This window comes from Providencia sp. PROV080 (assembly GCF_033688105.1).
Lineage (GTDB): Bacteria > Pseudomonadota > Gammaproteobacteria > Enterobacterales > Enterobacteriaceae > Providencia > Providencia zhejiangensis.
Genome location: NZ_CP096346.1, coordinates 2,406,383 through 2,422,383 on the forward strand (window position 1 = coordinate 2,406,383; position 16,001 = coordinate 2,422,383).

13 protein-coding genes and 1 pseudogene are annotated in these 16,001 nt (G+C 41.8%); 7 read left to right on the top strand and 7 right to left on the bottom strand.

The window, feature by feature from the left end; all coding sequences use genetic code 11:
* Nucleotides 1-126: 126 nt before the first annotated feature.
* Entirely contained in the window at nt 127-1,821 is a 1,695-nt protein-coding gene (dauA, locus tag M1F03_RS10585; protein WP_154623335.1) for a C4-dicarboxylic acid transporter DauA, read from the top strand.
* A 263-nt stretch (nt 1,822-2,084) separates the two neighbouring features.
* On the opposite strand, the gene M1F03_RS10590 is transcribed toward dauA, so the two are convergent.
* The 6 genes from M1F03_RS10590 to hemA are packed head-to-tail and all read right to left on the bottom strand — an operon-like array spanning nt 2,085 to nt 7,929.
* Nucleotides 2,085-2,987 (bottom strand): TIGR01212 family radical SAM protein, encoded by a 903-nt coding sequence (locus M1F03_RS10590; RefSeq protein ID WP_154623336.1) that lies wholly within the window; start codon nt 2,985-2,987, stop codon nt 2,085-2,087.
* A 12-nt stretch (nt 2,988-2,999) separates the two neighbouring features.
* Complete coding sequence (kdsA, locus tag M1F03_RS10595) at nt 3,000-3,854, bottom strand: 3-deoxy-8-phosphooctulonate synthase (RefSeq protein ID WP_154623337.1); 855 nt, start codon at nt 3,852-3,854, stop codon at nt 3,000-3,002.
* 44 nt (nt 3,855-3,898) lie between these two features.
* Nucleotides 3,899-4,708 carry an invasion regulator SirB1 gene (sirB1, locus tag M1F03_RS10600; RefSeq protein ID WP_154623338.1) on the bottom strand — a complete coding sequence of 270 codons (810 nt, stop codon included), beginning with the start codon at nt 4,706-4,708 and terminating at the stop codon, nt 3,899-3,901.
* Nucleotides 4,708-5,553 (bottom strand): peptide chain release factor N(5)-glutamine methyltransferase, encoded by an 846-nt coding sequence (gene prmC / locus M1F03_RS10605; RefSeq protein WP_318839922.1) that lies wholly within the window; start codon nt 5,551-5,553, stop codon nt 4,708-4,710. The genes sirB1 and prmC overlap by 1 nt, the downstream gene beginning before the upstream one ends.
* Nucleotides 5,553-6,635 carry a peptide chain release factor 1 gene (gene prfA / locus M1F03_RS10610; RefSeq protein ID WP_154623340.1) on the bottom strand — a complete coding sequence of 361 codons (1,083 nt, stop codon included), beginning with the start codon at nt 6,633-6,635 and terminating at the stop codon, nt 5,553-5,555. The genes prmC and prfA overlap by 1 nt, the downstream gene beginning before the upstream one ends.
* A gap of 31 nt (nt 6,636-6,666) precedes the next feature.
* Nucleotides 6,667-7,929 (bottom strand): glutamyl-tRNA reductase, encoded by a 1,263-nt coding sequence (gene hemA / locus M1F03_RS10615; RefSeq protein WP_154623341.1) that lies wholly within the window; start codon nt 7,927-7,929, stop codon nt 6,667-6,669.
* A gap of 572 nt (nt 7,930-8,501) precedes the next feature.
* Here hemA and lolB point away from each other — a divergent pair.
* The 3 genes from lolB (at nt 8,502) to prs (ending at nt 11,024) form a co-directional block, all read left to right on the top strand.
* Nucleotides 8,502-9,140: a lipoprotein insertase outer membrane protein LolB gene (lolB, locus tag M1F03_RS10620; protein ID WP_375097495.1), complete on the top strand. Its 639-nt coding sequence runs from the start codon at nt 8,502-8,504 to the stop codon at nt 9,138-9,140.
* Nucleotides 9,137-10,012, top strand: coding sequence for a 4-(cytidine 5'-diphospho)-2-C-methyl-D-erythritol kinase (gene ispE / locus M1F03_RS10625; protein WP_154623231.1), 876 nt, complete (start codon nt 9,137-9,139; stop codon nt 10,010-10,012). Before lolB ends, ispE begins: the two co-directional genes overlap by 4 nt.
* Nucleotides 10,013-10,076: 64 nt before the next feature.
* Nucleotides 10,077-11,024 carry a ribose-phosphate diphosphokinase gene (gene prs, locus M1F03_RS10630; RefSeq protein WP_006661866.1) on the top strand — a complete coding sequence of 316 codons (948 nt, stop codon included), beginning with the start codon at nt 10,077-10,079 and terminating at the stop codon, nt 11,022-11,024.
* Nucleotides 11,025-11,676: 652 nt separating this feature from the next.
* Here prs and ychH read toward each other — a convergent pair.
* Nucleotides 11,677-11,949 (bottom strand): stress-induced protein YchH, encoded by a 273-nt coding sequence (ychH, locus tag M1F03_RS10635; RefSeq protein WP_154623230.1) that lies wholly within the window; start codon nt 11,947-11,949, stop codon nt 11,677-11,679.
* 293 nt (nt 11,950-12,242) lie between these two features.
* Between ychH and pth the strand changes: the two genes are divergently transcribed.
* The 3 genes and pseudogenes from pth to M1F03_RS10650 all read left to right on the top strand — a co-directional run.
* A complete protein-coding gene (gene pth, locus M1F03_RS10640; RefSeq protein WP_163861917.1) occupies nt 12,243-12,833 on the top strand; it encodes an aminoacyl-tRNA hydrolase in 591 nt (196 codons plus the stop codon).
* A gap of 120 nt (nt 12,834-12,953) precedes the next feature.
* Nucleotides 12,954-14,045, top strand: a complete 1,092-nt coding sequence (ychF, locus tag M1F03_RS10645; RefSeq protein ID WP_154622881.1) for a redox-regulated ATPase YchF — start codon at nt 12,954-12,956, stop codon at nt 14,043-14,045.
* A gap of 201 nt (nt 14,046-14,246) precedes the next feature.
* A pseudogene (locus M1F03_RS10650) lies at nt 14,247-15,369 on the top strand (tyrosine-type recombinase/integrase); the annotation flags it as partial.
* Nucleotides 15,370-16,001 lie beyond the last annotated feature (632 nt).

Below are 16,001 nucleotides of genomic sequence, written 5' to 3' on the forward strand. Positions count from 1 at the left end.
TTTGTCACTGTAAACGTTATGATAATTGCGAATTCATTGACACATAACAGACTTTTTTGTGTGAGTTCGGCGTATCCTTTGGTCTCTATTTTCCGTTATTTAACCCTGTTATTTTGGTGGGGTACAATGAGTACAAAAAAAATTAATCGTTTGCGCCCTTTTAGCGCTCTTATAGATTCATGTTGGAAAGAAAAATACACTTTTGCTCGTTTTATTAAAGATTTAATTGCAGGGATTACGGTTGGAATCATTGCTATTCCCTTAGCAATGGCGCTTGCTATTGCCAGTGGTGTTCCACCACAGTATGGCCTATATACTGCGGCCATAGCAGGTATTATTATCGCCATTACTGGTGGCTCACGTTATAGCGTTTCTGGGCCTACCGCTGCTTTCGTGGTGATCTTATATCCTGTTTCCCAACAATTCGGTTTAAGTGGGCTACTGGTTGCCACTTTAATGTCAGGAATTATTTTGCTGGCAATGGGATTTGCTCGTTTCGGTAAATTTATCGAATATATTCCTGTTTCTGTAACATTAGGCTTTACCTCTGGTATCGCCATCACTATTGCGACTATGCAAGTTAAAGATTTTTTTGGCTTGCAGATGGCCCATGTACCAGAAAACTATGTTGATAAAGTGGTTGCACTGGTCAATGCCTTACCAACATTGCAATACAGTGATACCTTGATCGGCATAATCACACTACTGGTACTGATTTACTGGCCAAAGCTGGGTTTAAAGTTACCGGGTCACTTACCAGCTTTAGTGGCTGGAACACTGGTTATGTGGGGTCTATCGCTGTTTGATAAACAAGTCGCGACCATTGGTTCCCAATTTAGTTACTTATTACCTGATGGGACTGAAGGTAATGGTATTCCACCTATTTTGCCTCAATTTATTTTACCTTGGGAGCTTCCCGGAAGTGCTCCTATTAGCTGGTCAATGATTACCGCCTTGATGCCTGCCGCTTTTTCCATGGCTGTGCTAGGTGCGATTGAGTCACTACTTTGTGCCGTGGTTCTGGATAATATGACCGGTAAAAAACACCATTCAAACAGTGAACTTATTGGACAAGGTTTTGGTAATATTGCCGCCCCATTCTTTGGTGGGATCACAGCAACCGCCGCGATTGCGCGTTCAGCAGCCAACGTCCGCGCGGGCGCCACTTCACCAATCTCTTCAGTCATTCATTCGCTATTAGTATTAATGACTTTATTAGTACTGGCACCAATGCTTTCTTACCTGCCTTTGGCTGCAATGTCATCCTTATTATTGATGGTCGCTTGGAATATGAGCTCGGCGCGAAAAGTCATCGACCTTATTCGTAGAGCACCTAAAGATGACATCATCGTTTTACTTCTGTGTATGTCTTTAACGGTTCTATTTGATATGGTTATTGCTATTACAGTAGGGATTGTTCTTGCCTCTTTATTGTTTATGCGCCGTATCGCGAATATGACCCGAATTAGTGAGCTACCGGAAACCGATGAAACAAAAAGTCGTTTAGTCGTACGCGTCAATGGCCCCTTATTTTTTGCTGCGGCAGAACGTATTTTTGATGAATTAAGAGTCAAAAGTGAAGGTTATGAAACGATCGTTATGCAATGGGATGCCGTTCCTGTACTTGATGCCGGTGGTTTAGAAGCATTCCAGAAGTTTATCGACCTAGTAAAAAAAGATACTCACATTGTTATTTGTGATATTCCATTCCAGCCATTAAAAACTTTGGCCCGTGCACGTGTAACGCCGATTGAAGGCGTACTGAGTTTCCATAACTCTATTGATAAAGCGCTAGAAGAGTTAAATAATCCACAACACTAGGCTTAATAACTCGCCATTGCAGGTCAATGGCGGGTATGTCATTTGCGCATGATTAAGACGACATGCAGTCACTTTCATTGTGACACTGCAATTTTAAACTGAATTTATATTAACTATACATTTTTGCTTATTTATTAATAAGCTACATATAATTTGAAACAACTTGCCATCCTTAATCGCCCATCACACGATGTATCATGGATAACACAATGATCAGTCTCAATAATTAACATACTTAATCTTAGACGATACCAAGATAACGCCTATAGCGCAGAACCTTGACCGCCATTCGTCAACAAGTATTGATATAGGTGATTCATTCCCAACCAGCGGTTTTCACACCATTGAGGAGCCAATAACGTGGGTCGTCGCGCACTCGCACAGATACGATGATAAATAATATCGACTGGCGTATGCCGGATCATTTCTCCCGCAATGTGTGTGTAATCATCTAATGCAATCGGCTCTATACGTCCTGCAAGCCAGCTTTTTGCCATAATACTACCATCGACAATATGCAACGGGTGTAATTTAATACCATCAGTACCGCAATCCAGTACCTTTTCTAAGGTTTGCATATTCATTTGCGCAGTTTCATTGGGTAAACCACAAATAAGGTGGGTACAGACTTTGAGCCCCAGCTTCCGTGCCTTCACCGCCGTTTGTTGATATTCAGAAAAACCATGCCCTCGGTTAATACGATGCAATGTTTTATCATGCGCGGTTTGTAATCCTAGTTCTAACCAAATTTCATAACCTTGCTCACGATAACTGTTAAGTAAAGCTAAAACCTCATCAGGCACACAGTCAGGGCGTGTACCTACGCACAAGCCAACGATGTCAACCTGCTTCAGCGCTTCTTCATATAACTGTTTTAAGATACAAACTTCAGCATAAGTACTGGTATAAGCTTGAAAATAGGCAAGGTAGCGATTGGCTCGGGTGATCTTGGAGACTTGATGGCGAATTTGTTCGCAAATAGATTGAGTTGATTGGCTTTCATCAGAAAAAGAGGCAACATGACAAAAAGTACAGCCACCGCGTCCTAGCGTTCCATCGCGATTCGGGCAATTAAAACCACCATGAAGCGTTATTTTATGGATTTTTTCACCGTAACGGCGCTGAAGATCAGCGCCGAACATGGTCACAACTTGGTTAAGCTGCATAATAGATTAGGATTAACGGCTAGTATCTAGCTCTGGAAAACTTTTCACTAACGAATCGATCGCTTGAACTTGCTGTAAGAATGGCTCTAATTTAGCCAAAGGCAATGCTGATGGGCCATCACAACGTGCATTATCTGGATCTGGATGCGCTTCAAGGAATAACCCAGCAAGACCAACCGCCATACCCGCTCTAGCGAGTTCAGCAACTTGAGCACGGCGACCACCTGACGCGGCTCCAAACGGGTCTCTGCATTGTAAGGAGTGCGTGACATCAAAAATGACAGGGCAACCATTTGATGCTTGCATCATAACGTTAAAGCCAAGCATATCAACAACTAAATTATCGTACCCAAAGTTAGAACCTCGGTCACATAAAATAATTTTGTCATTACCACCTTCAATGAACTTTTCAACAATATTGCCCATCTGACCAGGGCTAATGAATTGTGGTTTTTTAATGTTGATCACCGCGTCAGTTTTTGCCATTGCCGCAACAAGGTCTGTTTGACGGGCTAAAAAAGCAGGCAGTTGAATCACATCAACAACTTCTGCAACTGGTTGCGCTTGTGATGGTTCATGCACGTCAGTAATGATTTTCACACCAAAGGTTTCTTTCAATTCTTGAAAGATTTTCATTCCCTCTTCAAGGCCTGGGCCACGATATGAATGAATTGATGAACGGTTAGCTTTATCGAACGAGGCCTTAAAGACATAAGGAATGCCTAATTTTTGTGTCACCGTCACATAATGTTCGCACACTTGCATTGCCATATCGCGGGACTCGAGGACATTCATTCCACCAAAAAGAACAAACGGAAGATCGTTTGCGACTTTGATATCGCCAATGCTGACCATTTTTTGTTGCATGCTGTTACCTTTCATATCGAGACAGTTTGCTGTCTGTGCATAAATTAATGTAACACTACTGGAAGATTATCTAATGAATATATCTGAATTTTAATCATTTCAGAAATAGGATCTTCTGGGCAGTGCTCAATAAAATAGTTTAAATCATTCAGTGCTACATGATTACAATCTAGATGTGCGAGAATTAATCCACGGTCACGAATTTCATAAGGATCTTCAGGGTCTAACGTTAATAATGTTTCACACACTTTTAACGCTAATTCCATTTTCTTCTCTTCCATTAAAGAGGCTTTTAGCGTGTCAAATAATTTACGGATGATCACACTATTTTCAGCCACATCGAGCTGGTCATCTTCTAGTTCAGAATAGGGATCAACCGTTCCTTTCATCCATAAATTTAGTGTATGCCAAGTTAGCGTTTCACCATTAACTGGATTAATAAACCATTGTGAGCCATCATTTTTTTGAGCTGATAATAACAGCTGTGTTGGAAATACCGCTGGTTCAATATCGATTTCTAGTTTTTCAGCGATATAAAGGAAAATCGAGCCTAATGAAACTGGTGTGCCTCGTTTGGAAGATAAAACTTTATCTAACCACAGCATATCAGATAGTGCATAAATGCCATCTGCCCCACCGAATTGCCATTGACGATAAAAAAGCATCAATAATTGGTTAATTTTACTTTCATTATCCGCTTTCACATCAATAGCAGTCTTAGCGGCCTCCACGAGACTATCCAACTGAGCCTGTACTTGCATAAGAGGAAAATCGACACGAATGCTTTGGGAGACAATCATAATACCTTCGCTCAAAGGTATTTTGTTAAATTCAATATTTGCTATGGTTTTCATTACCTTTCCACTGCTTTATTCCACTGCCCAAGCGTAATTCTATCTCTACCGCCATAATCTTGGCAGGTTTCGATATTGCTATAACCATACTGTTTGAACAACTCACGAACTGCCACACCTTGCTGCCATCCATGTTCAACAAGCAACCAACCCTGCTGGCTTAGGTATTCTCTCGATTTAGAGACAATATGGTCTAAATCTGCCAGTCCTTGATTATCTGCCACTAATGCAGTTAAAGGTTCAAATCTTACATCACCTTGTTGTAAATGGAGATCATTTTCATCGATATAAGGTGGATTGCTCACAATCATATCAAAATGTTGTGAAGAAAGTGAGGAAAACCAATTACTTTGTAAAAACTGCACATTATCAATGGCGAGACGTTGTTGGTTTCGTTGTGCTAAAGACACGGCCTCAGGGTTAAAATCAACACCAACAACTGAGCTATCTAAGCGTTCAGAAGCAAGCGCTAGCGCTATAGCCCCCGTTCCTGTACCGAGGTCAAGAATACGATAACTTTGAGGAGGTAGTCTTGATAAAGCCTGTTCAACAAGGCATTCAGTATCAGGACGCGGAATCAAAGTAGCTGGTGAGACAAATAAAGGCAAAGACCAGAATTCGCGCTCACCGATAATATAGGCAATGGGTTCACCTTGTTCACGGCGGCTCAATAATGCTTCGAGAGCTTGATACTCCGCGGGTGTTAAGGTCGTTTCTGCAAATGCAAAAATAAAACTACGACTCTGCCCTGTAATATGTTGGAGCAGAATTTCAGCATCTCGCTTCGCACTGTCACTGCTCGACAATCTCGCAACCGCTTGATTCACCCATTCGCCGTATTGCATTAGTCTTGCTCAGACAATGCAGAAAGTTGATCTGCTTGATATTCATTAATAATTGGCTGAATCAGCCCATCAAGTTTTCCTTCCATCACTTCATCTAAACGGTAAAGTGTCAGGTTGATACGATGATCCGTGACCCGACCTTGTGGGAAGTTATAAGTTCGAATACGGTCAGAACGATCACCCGAACCTAAAAGGTTACGGCGCTCTGAAGCTTCTGCTGCTTGACGTTTATCCATTTCAGCTTGTCGAATACGCGCACCTAATACAGACATCGCTTTGGCTTTGTTTTTATGTTGTGAACGCTCATCCTGACATTCAACCACAATGCCGGTTGGAATATGCGTAATACGGATTGCCGAATCGGTGGTGTTAACGTGCTGTCCACCCGCACCGGAAGAACGGAAGGTATCGATACGTAAATCAGCTGGATTGATCTCTGGCAGTTCAGCCTCAGGCAATTCAGGAAGGATGGCCACTGTACAAGCTGAAGTATGGATACGTCCCTGAGATTCCGTTTCTGGCACACGCTGCACACGATGACCACCAGATTCGAATTTCAAGCGTCCATAAACACTCTCACCAGAAATCTTGGCGATAACCTCTTTATAGCCACCGTGTTCACCATCACTCGTGCTCATTAGCTCGACACGCCAACGGTTAGCTTCTGCATAACGGCTATACATACGGAATAAATCACCGGCAAAAATAGCCGCTTCATCGCCGCCAGCTCCTGCGCGGATCTCTAAGAAGCAGTTATATTCGTCATCAGGATCTTTTGGCAGCAACAACAATTGTAATTGTTGTTCAAGCTCTTCATTGCGCTCTTTAGCTTCTTTCAGCTCTTCCTGAGCCATTTCTTTCATTTCAGGATCATCTAACATCATTTCTGCTGTTTCGATATCTTCCTGTACAGTTCGCCACGCTGAAAAACATTTAGCGACATCTGTCAGTTGAGCATACTCTTTTGAAAGGGCTCGGAAGCGCCCTTGATCAGCAATCACACCTGCATCGGCAAGGTGTGCTTGAATTTCTTCATAGCGTTCCTGTAATGCTTCCAGTTTTGCGACAATAGAAGGCTTCATTCGTTATATCAGACCCATAATTAAAATGTGGTTATTGATGGTTCAGCCCTAAGCTGTCCCTAAGTAGATTCAGACGTTCCATATCACCATCTCCAGCGGCTTGCTGTAAAGATTTAGTCGGTGCATGGATCAGGCGGTTGGTCAATTGTTGGGTAAGTTGTGTGATAACTTGTTCAGGGTCTGCACCCTGACTAATCGCCGCGAGTGCTTTTTCTGTCATACCCGCGCGGATTGCCTCAGCCTGCGCTCTGTAATCGCGAATTGTAGACACTGCGGCTTGCGAGCGCAACCAATCCATGAAATGGCTGCTTTCTTGTTCAACGATAAATTCCGCTTCAACCGCTGCTGCTTTACGCTGAGCTAAGTTTTGCTGAATAATCGACTCAAGGTCATCCACCGTATACAGATAAACATCCCTAAGCTTTTCAACATCGGGTTCAATATCGCGAGGAACCGCAATATCGATTAATAACATTGGCTTACTACGACGGATTTTCATTGCTCTTTCGACCATCCCTTTACCAATAATCGGTAATGGGCTTGCCGTTGAGCTGATAACAATATCCGCTTGCGCCAGCCGAGTATCAATGTCAGGTAGTGTGATCACTTCCGCATTAACCTCATTGGCTAATAGCTCAGCTCTTTCACGAGAACGGTTTGCTATCATCATTTTCTGTACACCATGTTCACGTAAGTGACGAGCCACTAATTCGATCGTTTCGCCCGCCCCTACTAACAATATATTCAGGTGTTTAAGTGACTCAAAGATTTGCCTTGCTAAAGTACAGGCAGCAAAAGCAACAGAAACCGCATTCGCACCGATCTCTGTTTCGGTACGAACACGTTTTGCGACAGAAAATGATTTTTGGAACAAACGCTCTAGTTCACTCGACAAAGAATGATTATCTTGTGAAAGTGCGAACGCTTTTTTGACCTGACCGAGAATTTGAGGTTCACCGAGAACTAAAGAATCTAAACCACTAGCTACTCGCATCAGATGGCTAACCGCGCGATCACCTTCGTGCCAATACAAGCTTGGTTTCAAATCATGATCGTTGATATCGTGAAACTCACATAACCACTGGATCAGCTGCTCTTGAGCACGCTCTTGTGATTCAAGACTCAAATACAGTTCGGTTCTATTACAGGTCGACAGCACGACGCCACCGCTAACTTGGGGCTGTTTTAGTAACTCCTCAAGTGCATGGTCAATTTTTTCTGGTCCGAAAGCCACTCGCTCACGCAAGGCCACCGGTGCCGTTTTATGATTGATGCCTAATGCTAATAGGGTCATTGTGCTTAACTACATTGCTCACATTGCTAATTATTTTTTCAGCAGTATAACCACACCACTGTTAATTGTTTACCCGCTATTGTAGATGATCTAGGCCACGCTTTCTATGGTCTACACGTAATGAAAACCATAAAGATGATCAACTCCTAACTTTTTCAGTACCAATGATGAAGAAGTTAGCCGATAACAATACTATTAGTCATGTTATTTTACACCGGATTATATTCGAGATGTACCATTTTTTTATTATATATATTAAGAAATTATCAATATTGATAATATATAGTGAGAATACGGTCACTTAACAGATCAAATCCATGATCACTCTCGTTTTCCTATTGTATAGATAGGCAAAACTTCTTCAATCCGATTGATAATTTGGTCGTTTTAACGCAATATTTCCGTTCCTTGTCGCGCTATTTTCTCTTTCCATGTTATCCATGACGATAATTTTCTCGATTGCGATAACAGAGATGCTTCGGCAAGAGTCACCATTATTGAAAGACGCGTTGTTATTTTTCACCCGATGATTTTTGAGAGTCGCTATGCAACTGTTTACTACTTGGTCTTTTCTGGGTCCTTCCTCCACTCGAGGCTTTTGGCGCTTATTACCACTTTCCTGTTTGTTGCTAACGGCGTGTGTCACCACAAAACAGACGACAACATCAGGTACTGGTTCCTCTGCGGATCCTGAATGGAAAGCTCACTTACAAGAAGTGAACGCGCTTCGGAATTACCAAACACGTGGCTCTTTTGTCTACGATGGTGGTCAAAGTAAAACCTATGCCAAATTCTTCTGGCAACAATATACACCTGAAAAATATCGCTTATTGTTAACAAACCCTCTGGGTAGCCGTGAGTTAGAGCTCACCGTAGAACCCGATTTAGCACGTCTGACGACAAAAGATGGACAAACTCATATGAGTGACGTGCCTTCAGAGTTGATTTATCAACTTACAGGCATGGAGATCCCTCTTGACGACCTAACAGCTTGGCTAACGGGCTCTCCGGGACGTGCGACAGAATATGAACTCGATGATAACCATTTACTCAAATCCGTCACCTTACAACAAGGTAATGGTGAAAAATGGCAGCTTAACTATCTTTCCTACGATACCAGCACTAAACCAATGTTACCAAGCAACCTTGAACTGAGTCAGGGTTCGCGCCTAATTAAGCTAAAAATGGATAGTTGGACCTTACAAAAATGACGTTAACATGGCCTTCACCTGCAAAATTAAATCTTTTTCTCTATATCACCGGTCGTAGAGCAGATGGCTACCATGAGCTACAAACGCTGTTTCAATTCCTCAATTATGGCGATGAGATTACCATAACCACTCGAGCTGACGATCAAATCAATCTACTCACCACCATGGCAGGTGTTGAGCCAGAAAAAAATCTAATCGTCAAAGCGGCTAAATTACTCCAATGCTATTGTCGTGATGTCCTTAACCTCTCCAAACCGCTGGGTGCTGATATTCACATTAATAAAATTTTGCCAATGGGCGGTGGTATCGGCGGTGGCTCGTCCAATGCGGCGACCGTGTTAATTGCTTTAAATGAACATTGGGCAACTGCAATTTCAGATGAAACCTTAGCCGAATTAGGTAAAAAACTCGGTGCGGACGTTCCGGTGTTTGTTCGAGGACACGCTGCTTTTGCGGAAGGCATTGGTGAAATTCTGACTCCAGCCACGCCTAAAGAGAAATGGTATCTGGTTGCTCACCCAGGAATTGAAATCTCAACCCCGATGATCTTCACAGATCCACAATTAAATAGAAATTCTCCAAAACGCCCACTACCCGCATTATTACTGGCTCCGTACGCAAATGATTGCGAACCAATTGCAAGAAAACGTTTTCGTGAGGTTGAACAGCTCGTTTCTTGGCTGTTAGAATATGCTCCGTCTCGCCTGACAGGAACAGGGGCTTGTGTTTTTTCTGAATTTGAAACGCAAGCCGATGCCCTAAAGGTGTTAAATAAAGCCCCATCGTGGGTGCATGGTTTCGTCGCTCAAGGAGTGAACGAATCGCCACTGCACAAGTTCCGCGCTGGGATAACCCGTGTATTGCACCAATAGTGACAAACTTAACTGTCTTATTGGTCAACAATATCTCTCTGGACGCAAGCCTGAGGTTTTTCTCGTGCCCGATATGAAGCTTTTTGCTGGTAACGCTACACCGGAACTAGCACAACGTGTTGCTAACCGCCTTTACACTAATCTTGGAGACGCGGCTGTTGGTCGTTTTAGCGACGGCGAAGTCAGTGTTCAAATTAATGAAAATGTTCGCGGTGGTGATATCTTTATCATCCAGTCAACCTGTGCACCTACCAATGATAACCTAATGGAATTGGTTGTTATGGTCGATGCGCTGCGCCGTGCATCTGCTGGTCGTATTACCGCTGTTATCCCTTACTTCGGTTATGCTAGACAGGATCGTCGCGTACGTTCTGCCCGTGTACCAATCACCGCTAAAGTTGTTGCCGATTTTCTGTCTAGTGTAGGTGTTGACCGTGTTCTCACCGTTGACCTACACGCTGAGCAGATCCAGGGCTTCTTTGATGTTCCTGTTGATAACGTGTTTGGTAGCCCTATCCTTCTGGAAGACATGCTCCAGAAAGATTTGGAAAACCCAATCGTTGTATCTCCAGACATCGGCGGCGTCGTACGCGCTAGAGCAATCGCGAAACTGTTAAATGACACTGATATGGCTATTATCGATAAACGTCGCCCACGTGCGAACGTTTCTCAGGTTATGCACATCATTGGTGACGTTTCTGGTCGTGACTGCATTTTAGTCGACGATATGATAGATACTGGTGGCACGCTGTGTAAAGCGGCTGAAGCGCTGAAAGAACGTGGTGCAAAACGCGTATTTGCTTACGCGACTCACCCGATTTTCTCAGGTAACGCCGTCGACAACATCAAAAATTCAGTTATTGATGAAGTCATTGTTTGTGACACAATTCCTCTTTCACCTGAAATTAAAGCATTGAACAAAGTTCGTACGCTGACGCTTTCAGGCATGCTAGCCGAAGCAATTCGCCGTATTAGCAATGAAGAGTCAATTTCTGCGATGTTTGAGCACTAAGCATTATTAACGAGGTATAACTACCTCGTTTTTTCTATTTGCTCAGCAGCAGAACGTCATGATTTAAGTAGCGCCCCTACGCTTGATATTCAACCGTAGGGGCTTTATGTATTGTCATACAACAACGTTATTCCCTTACCTAACTCTGTTATTTATTGTTATCTACATCTTTCACTCACCGTCAATCTGAACTCAAATGAAAAAATAAAAAGATATTGATGATAACCTTGAGGCCATTCTTTATTGATAGGCTGTATTATCGCCTGTTTATTTCAACTGTTATGTCGCTTTTAACTATCACATAAAAGAAATAAAAATAGAGGTAGGAATAACGTTGGTAATATACTGGGTTGCAATCAGAAGAAATGCGTAAAAACAAATTCAGTGTGTTTCAGTCTATCTAAAGATAGTCATTAAATAATCAGCTACTCATACACCAATACACATAGTTGCCCATGCTCCAGCCATTATTACAGTAACATTCACTCAAAACATTGGTATTCAATCCACAAAATAATAGCGGGTCCCCAAATAATAAAGGTGCTGTAATCAGCACCCTTAGAAACGCTTAATTGACTTGAATACGTTATTTTACTTAATTCAATTTATTTAACACAATAATTTTACATTGTATTAAATCAGACAAAATGACTTATGGATAGCGGTGATTATCACGGTTTGAATGGTTATAGTGTTTTATCAACCAGTAACGGTCTGCAACTTTGTCTCTTCCACCTAATCTTGCACCCGCCAGCCAAATCATAGCGCCGACAAAAATACCAAATAAAGACCCCATCGTAAGCATATCTGGTAAGTTAAGACTAAATACATGAGAAGATAAATTCAGCGCAATGCTTCCTATCATGACAATTAGACCCAACGCCATTAAAATATTACCAATTAAGAGAGCTGTTTTACGTTTCATATCTACCTCCCGTATCAGTAGATTGATAAGCAAAGCATGTTTGAAACTTCCGAAAAAATATATCTTTATGCTGTTATTATAGTGCATTAAGTAAAATTATTTGCGATGGCAATCACAGGGTTAGACTTTTTTCATTATTTCTGTACAAAAGATGCTTTTTATAAAAATATTTACCCATAACTACATTTTATATTAAATCAGCCCGCAGCAGCGCTATTTCAATTTTGTACATCTTCCCCTCTCAGGGTAAACTAGGCCTAATAATTGAATTAACTGACAGTGAACTATTAGCCGTGAGCAAAATAAAACTAATTGTTGGCCTTGCCAATCCTGGTGCTGAATACGCCCAAACTCGTCATAATGCTGGAGCATGGTATGTCGACCAGCTGGCAGAACGTCACCATCAATCCTTAAAAGAGGAAGCCAAGTTTTTTGGCTACACCGCCCGTATCAATTTGAATGGTCATGATGTACGACTCCTCGTTCCGACGACCTTCATGAATTTAAGTGGTAAAGCGGTTTTATCCATGGCTAATTTTTATCGCATCAATCCTGATGAAATTTTAGTCGCTCATGACGAATTAGATTTACTTCCAGGTGTTGCTAAGATGAAACTTGGTGGCAGTAACGGTGGTCATAACGGCTTGAAAGATATCCAAAACAAGTTCAGCAATAACCCTAATTTTTACCGCTTACGTATTGGTATCGGCCATCCAGGTGATAAAAATAAAGTGGTTGGTTTTGTTCTCGGCAAACCAACTGCTACGGAACAAAAGCTGATTGATGAAGCTATCGATGAATCATTACGCTGTACCGACATTTTACTCAGTGATGGAATGGATAAAGCAATAAACCGTCTGCATAGTTTTAAAGCGACAGCGTAAAATCAGCCTATACAAAGAGTTCATTTCATCAAAAACAACTTTTTGTGTATAATCAGCGCCAATTTTCTAACATTCAGGGCAGCACTCGCCTGCCCCTTGCTATTTTAAGGTGAGAAACATATGGGTTTTAAATGCGGTATCGTTGGTCTGCCTAACGTGGGTAAATCCACACTGTTTAATGCGTTGACCAAAGCCGGCATCGAAGCAGCCAACTTTCCTTTCTGTACGATTGAGCCGAACACAGGTGTTGTGCCAATGCCAGACCCACGTCTTGATCAATTGGCTGAGATTGTAAAACCACAACGCATTTTACCCACTACAATGGAATTCGTTGATATCGCTGGTTTGGTTAAAGGTGCATCAAAGGGTGAAGGTTTAGGTAACCAATTTCTAACTAACATCCGTGAAACGGAAGCCATCGGGCATGTTGTTCGTTGCTTTGAAAATGACAATATTATTCACGTTGCGGGTCAAGTAAACCCAGCGGAAGATATTGATGTTATTAATACTGAGTTGGCTCTCGCTGATCTTGATACCTGCGAACGAGCGATCCATCGTATTCAAAAACGCGCCAAAGGCGGTGATAAAGATGCGAAAGCGGAACTCGAAGTTCTGGAAAAATGTTTGCCGCACCTTGAAAAAGCCGGCATGTTAAGAACTTTAGACCTTAGCACTGAAGACAAAGCAGCCATCCGTTACTTAAGTTTTTTAACGCTCAAGCCAACGATGTATATTGCAAACGTGAATGAAGATGGCTTTGAAAATAACCCATATCTTGACACGGTATATAAGATCGCTGAAGCAGAAGGCTCTGTCGTTGTTCCTGTTTGTGCTGCAATCGAGTCAGATATCGCTGAACTTGAAGATGAAGAACGTGATGAATTTATGGCAGATTTGGGAATTGAAGAACCCGGACTGAATCGCGTGATCCGTGCAGGTTATGAATTATTGAATCTTCAAACCTACTTCACCGCGGGCGTAAAAGAAGTTCGAGCTTGGACCATTCCTGTTGGCGCAACTGCACCTCAAGCGGCAGGCAAAATTCACACAGATTTCGAGAAAGGCTTTATTCGCGCTCAAACCATCGCATTTGATGATTTTATTAAATATCGCGGTGAGCAAGGAGCAAAAGAAGCCGGTAGAATGCGTGCTGAAGGTAAAGATTACATTGTCCAAGACGGCGATGTATTAAACTTCTTGTTTAATGTGTAAGCCTATACTCTAGTTTTAGATTGTCCCATTAAGCATCATTTAAAAACAGCATAAAATTCATAATATTACTATGGTTTTATGCTGTTTAATGTCTCACTGAATTTCATGAAAACTCACACCTAAATAAATATATTGCTTATTTATCTTCTCTTTTTTCAGTGAGTATAATTATATAAATCCACATAATTACTTGAATTTATTATATTTACTGACACAAAATACAGAACAGCAAAATCTAAAGAAAAACTTTCCGTATCAATGACTTCAACGGTTTGTACCTTGAAGTGATACCTAATGGTAAAAAAGCTGGCAGTTTCATTTTCAAATAAATGGAAAATCGAGCATGCTGGCATTAGGCAACTACCCATTGGTAACACTAGCTGAAGCCAGCTCTAAATATGATGATGCTAGAAAACTCGTATCAGCAGGGATTAATCCAACACAAGCTAAGCAACTAGATAAGATCAGAAAAGCGAACGAATCTGCAAATACATTTCAAATCATCGCAAAAGAATGGTTGCAAATGAAAGATTGCGCTGATGTGACCAAATACCGTCGCCTTGATATGTTGGAGCGCATTTTATTTCCTTCTATCGGCACATTACCAATAAGAGAAATTACATCTCACCATATTCTCAAAATATTACAGCGTGAAGTTCAAAGAGGCGCTCCAACAGTTGCAGCTGAAGCTAAACGGACGATATCCGCGATTTTTGAATTGGCTGTTGCCATATTAAGAACTGATAGTGAGCCAGTATGGGCAATAAGAAAAGCTCTCCCAGCAAACAAAACATAAAAAAGCCCTCACGACGGATCAAATAGGTCAACTACTCAGTAACTTTGATAATAGCCGTGGCACCTTTCAACTGAACTATTGTATGTGGTTAATGTGGTGGACGCTTTCTCGTCCATCTAAAGTCGCTGAGGCGGAATGGTCTGAATTCGATCTTGATAATGCACTTTGGACTATCCCAGCTGAGTGTATGAAAGCACGAAGAGAACATATTGTTCCTCTGCCTACACAAGAGCTATTACGATTCTAAGATCTCTTTATGGTTTTACTGGTAACCGTAAACATTTATTTCCCGGTCGTGATTCTTGCCATAAACCAATGTCTACTAACTCACTAAGGCAATTTCTTAAAACGAGAGGTTGGAGTGGTATATATAGCCCTCATGCGACACGCACAACAGGCAGCACACGATTAAATGAGTTAGGATATCGACCTGATGCTATCGAAGCACAATTAGCCCATATAGACTCAAATAGCGTTAGACGTTCATATAACCATGCAACTTATCTTGAAGAGCGCAAAATCATGATATTACCACTGGATACGCAATCCCTAGAATACCGTTGCTTGATTCAGGCTATCGTCTGGCAACGAATCGTGGTTTGGGTCGAGGAAATCGAAGTTGAAGGCGGTACAGCCAATATATTGAAATCTGTCTCACCATTTGAATACCTGATTGATACGCACAGCGATGACACTTATCGAGATACGCTCAGCAACAATGCCAGTTCTTACCGTTTTCTAGCCTCCCTGCGCCCTGAAACCCCATTAGACGTATTAAGGCAACATGGACGCATTAGTTATCAACCCTGCTGGAAGCTACCTCGAATAGCACAAAAAGAATGGCAAGGTTTATGGGTACCGAATGAGGATGGATGGGAAAGCCTATATGAGAAAAATATTCATCAACCAAAAGGGATTGGTGAGTGGCATGATTTACCTCATAAAAGTATGAAGCCATTGGTGCATGGGCTGCAAGAGGATGGCGGAGATTATTTGCGATATTTGATTTATTGGAAAAGCCAGTGCCAATAATCAAAAAATATGGCACATCACGGAAAACACGCCTATTCCCCAAGGAGGTCTAACCGCTTCCTTTTTATATTCTTTGCTGAATCCGACTAACGCTTTATCTCACCCAGATAAATCCTATTCATCACCTA

Bases quoted from the DNA above. Each gene is read 5' to 3' on its own strand.
- prfA (WP_154623340.1), bottom strand. From the start codon at position 6,635: ATGAAGCCTTCTATTGTCGCAAAACTGGAAGCATTACAGGAACGCTAT.
- dauA (WP_154623335.1), top strand. From the start codon at position 127: ATGAGTACAAAAAAAATTAATCGTTTGCGCCCTTTTAGCGCTCTTATA.
- hemA (WP_154623341.1), bottom strand. From the start codon at position 7,929: ATGACCCTATTAGCATTAGGCATCAATCATAAAACGGCACCGGTGGCC.
- ychF (WP_154622881.1), top strand. From the start codon at position 12,954: ATGGGTTTTAAATGCGGTATCGTTGGTCTGCCTAACGTGGGTAAATCC.
- ychH (WP_154623230.1), bottom strand. From the start codon at position 11,949: ATGAAACGTAAAACAGCTCTCTTAATTGGTAATATTTTAATGGCGTTG.
- M1F03_RS10590 (WP_154623336.1), bottom strand. From the start codon at position 2,987: ATGCAGCTTAACCAAGTTGTGACCATGTTCGGCGCTGATCTTCAGCGC.
- ispE (WP_154623231.1), top strand. From the start codon at position 9,137: ATGACGTTAACATGGCCTTCACCTGCAAAATTAAATCTTTTTCTCTAT.
- kdsA (WP_154623337.1), bottom strand. From the start codon at position 3,854: ATGCAACAAAAAATGGTCAGCATTGGCGATATCAAAGTCGCAAACGAT.
- prmC (WP_318839922.1), bottom strand. From the start codon at position 5,553: ATGCAATACGGCGAATGGGTGAATCAAGCGGTTGCGAGATTGTCGAGC.
- sirB1 (WP_154623338.1), bottom strand. From the start codon at position 4,708: ATGAAAACCATAGCAAATATTGAATTTAACAAAATACCTTTGAGCGAA.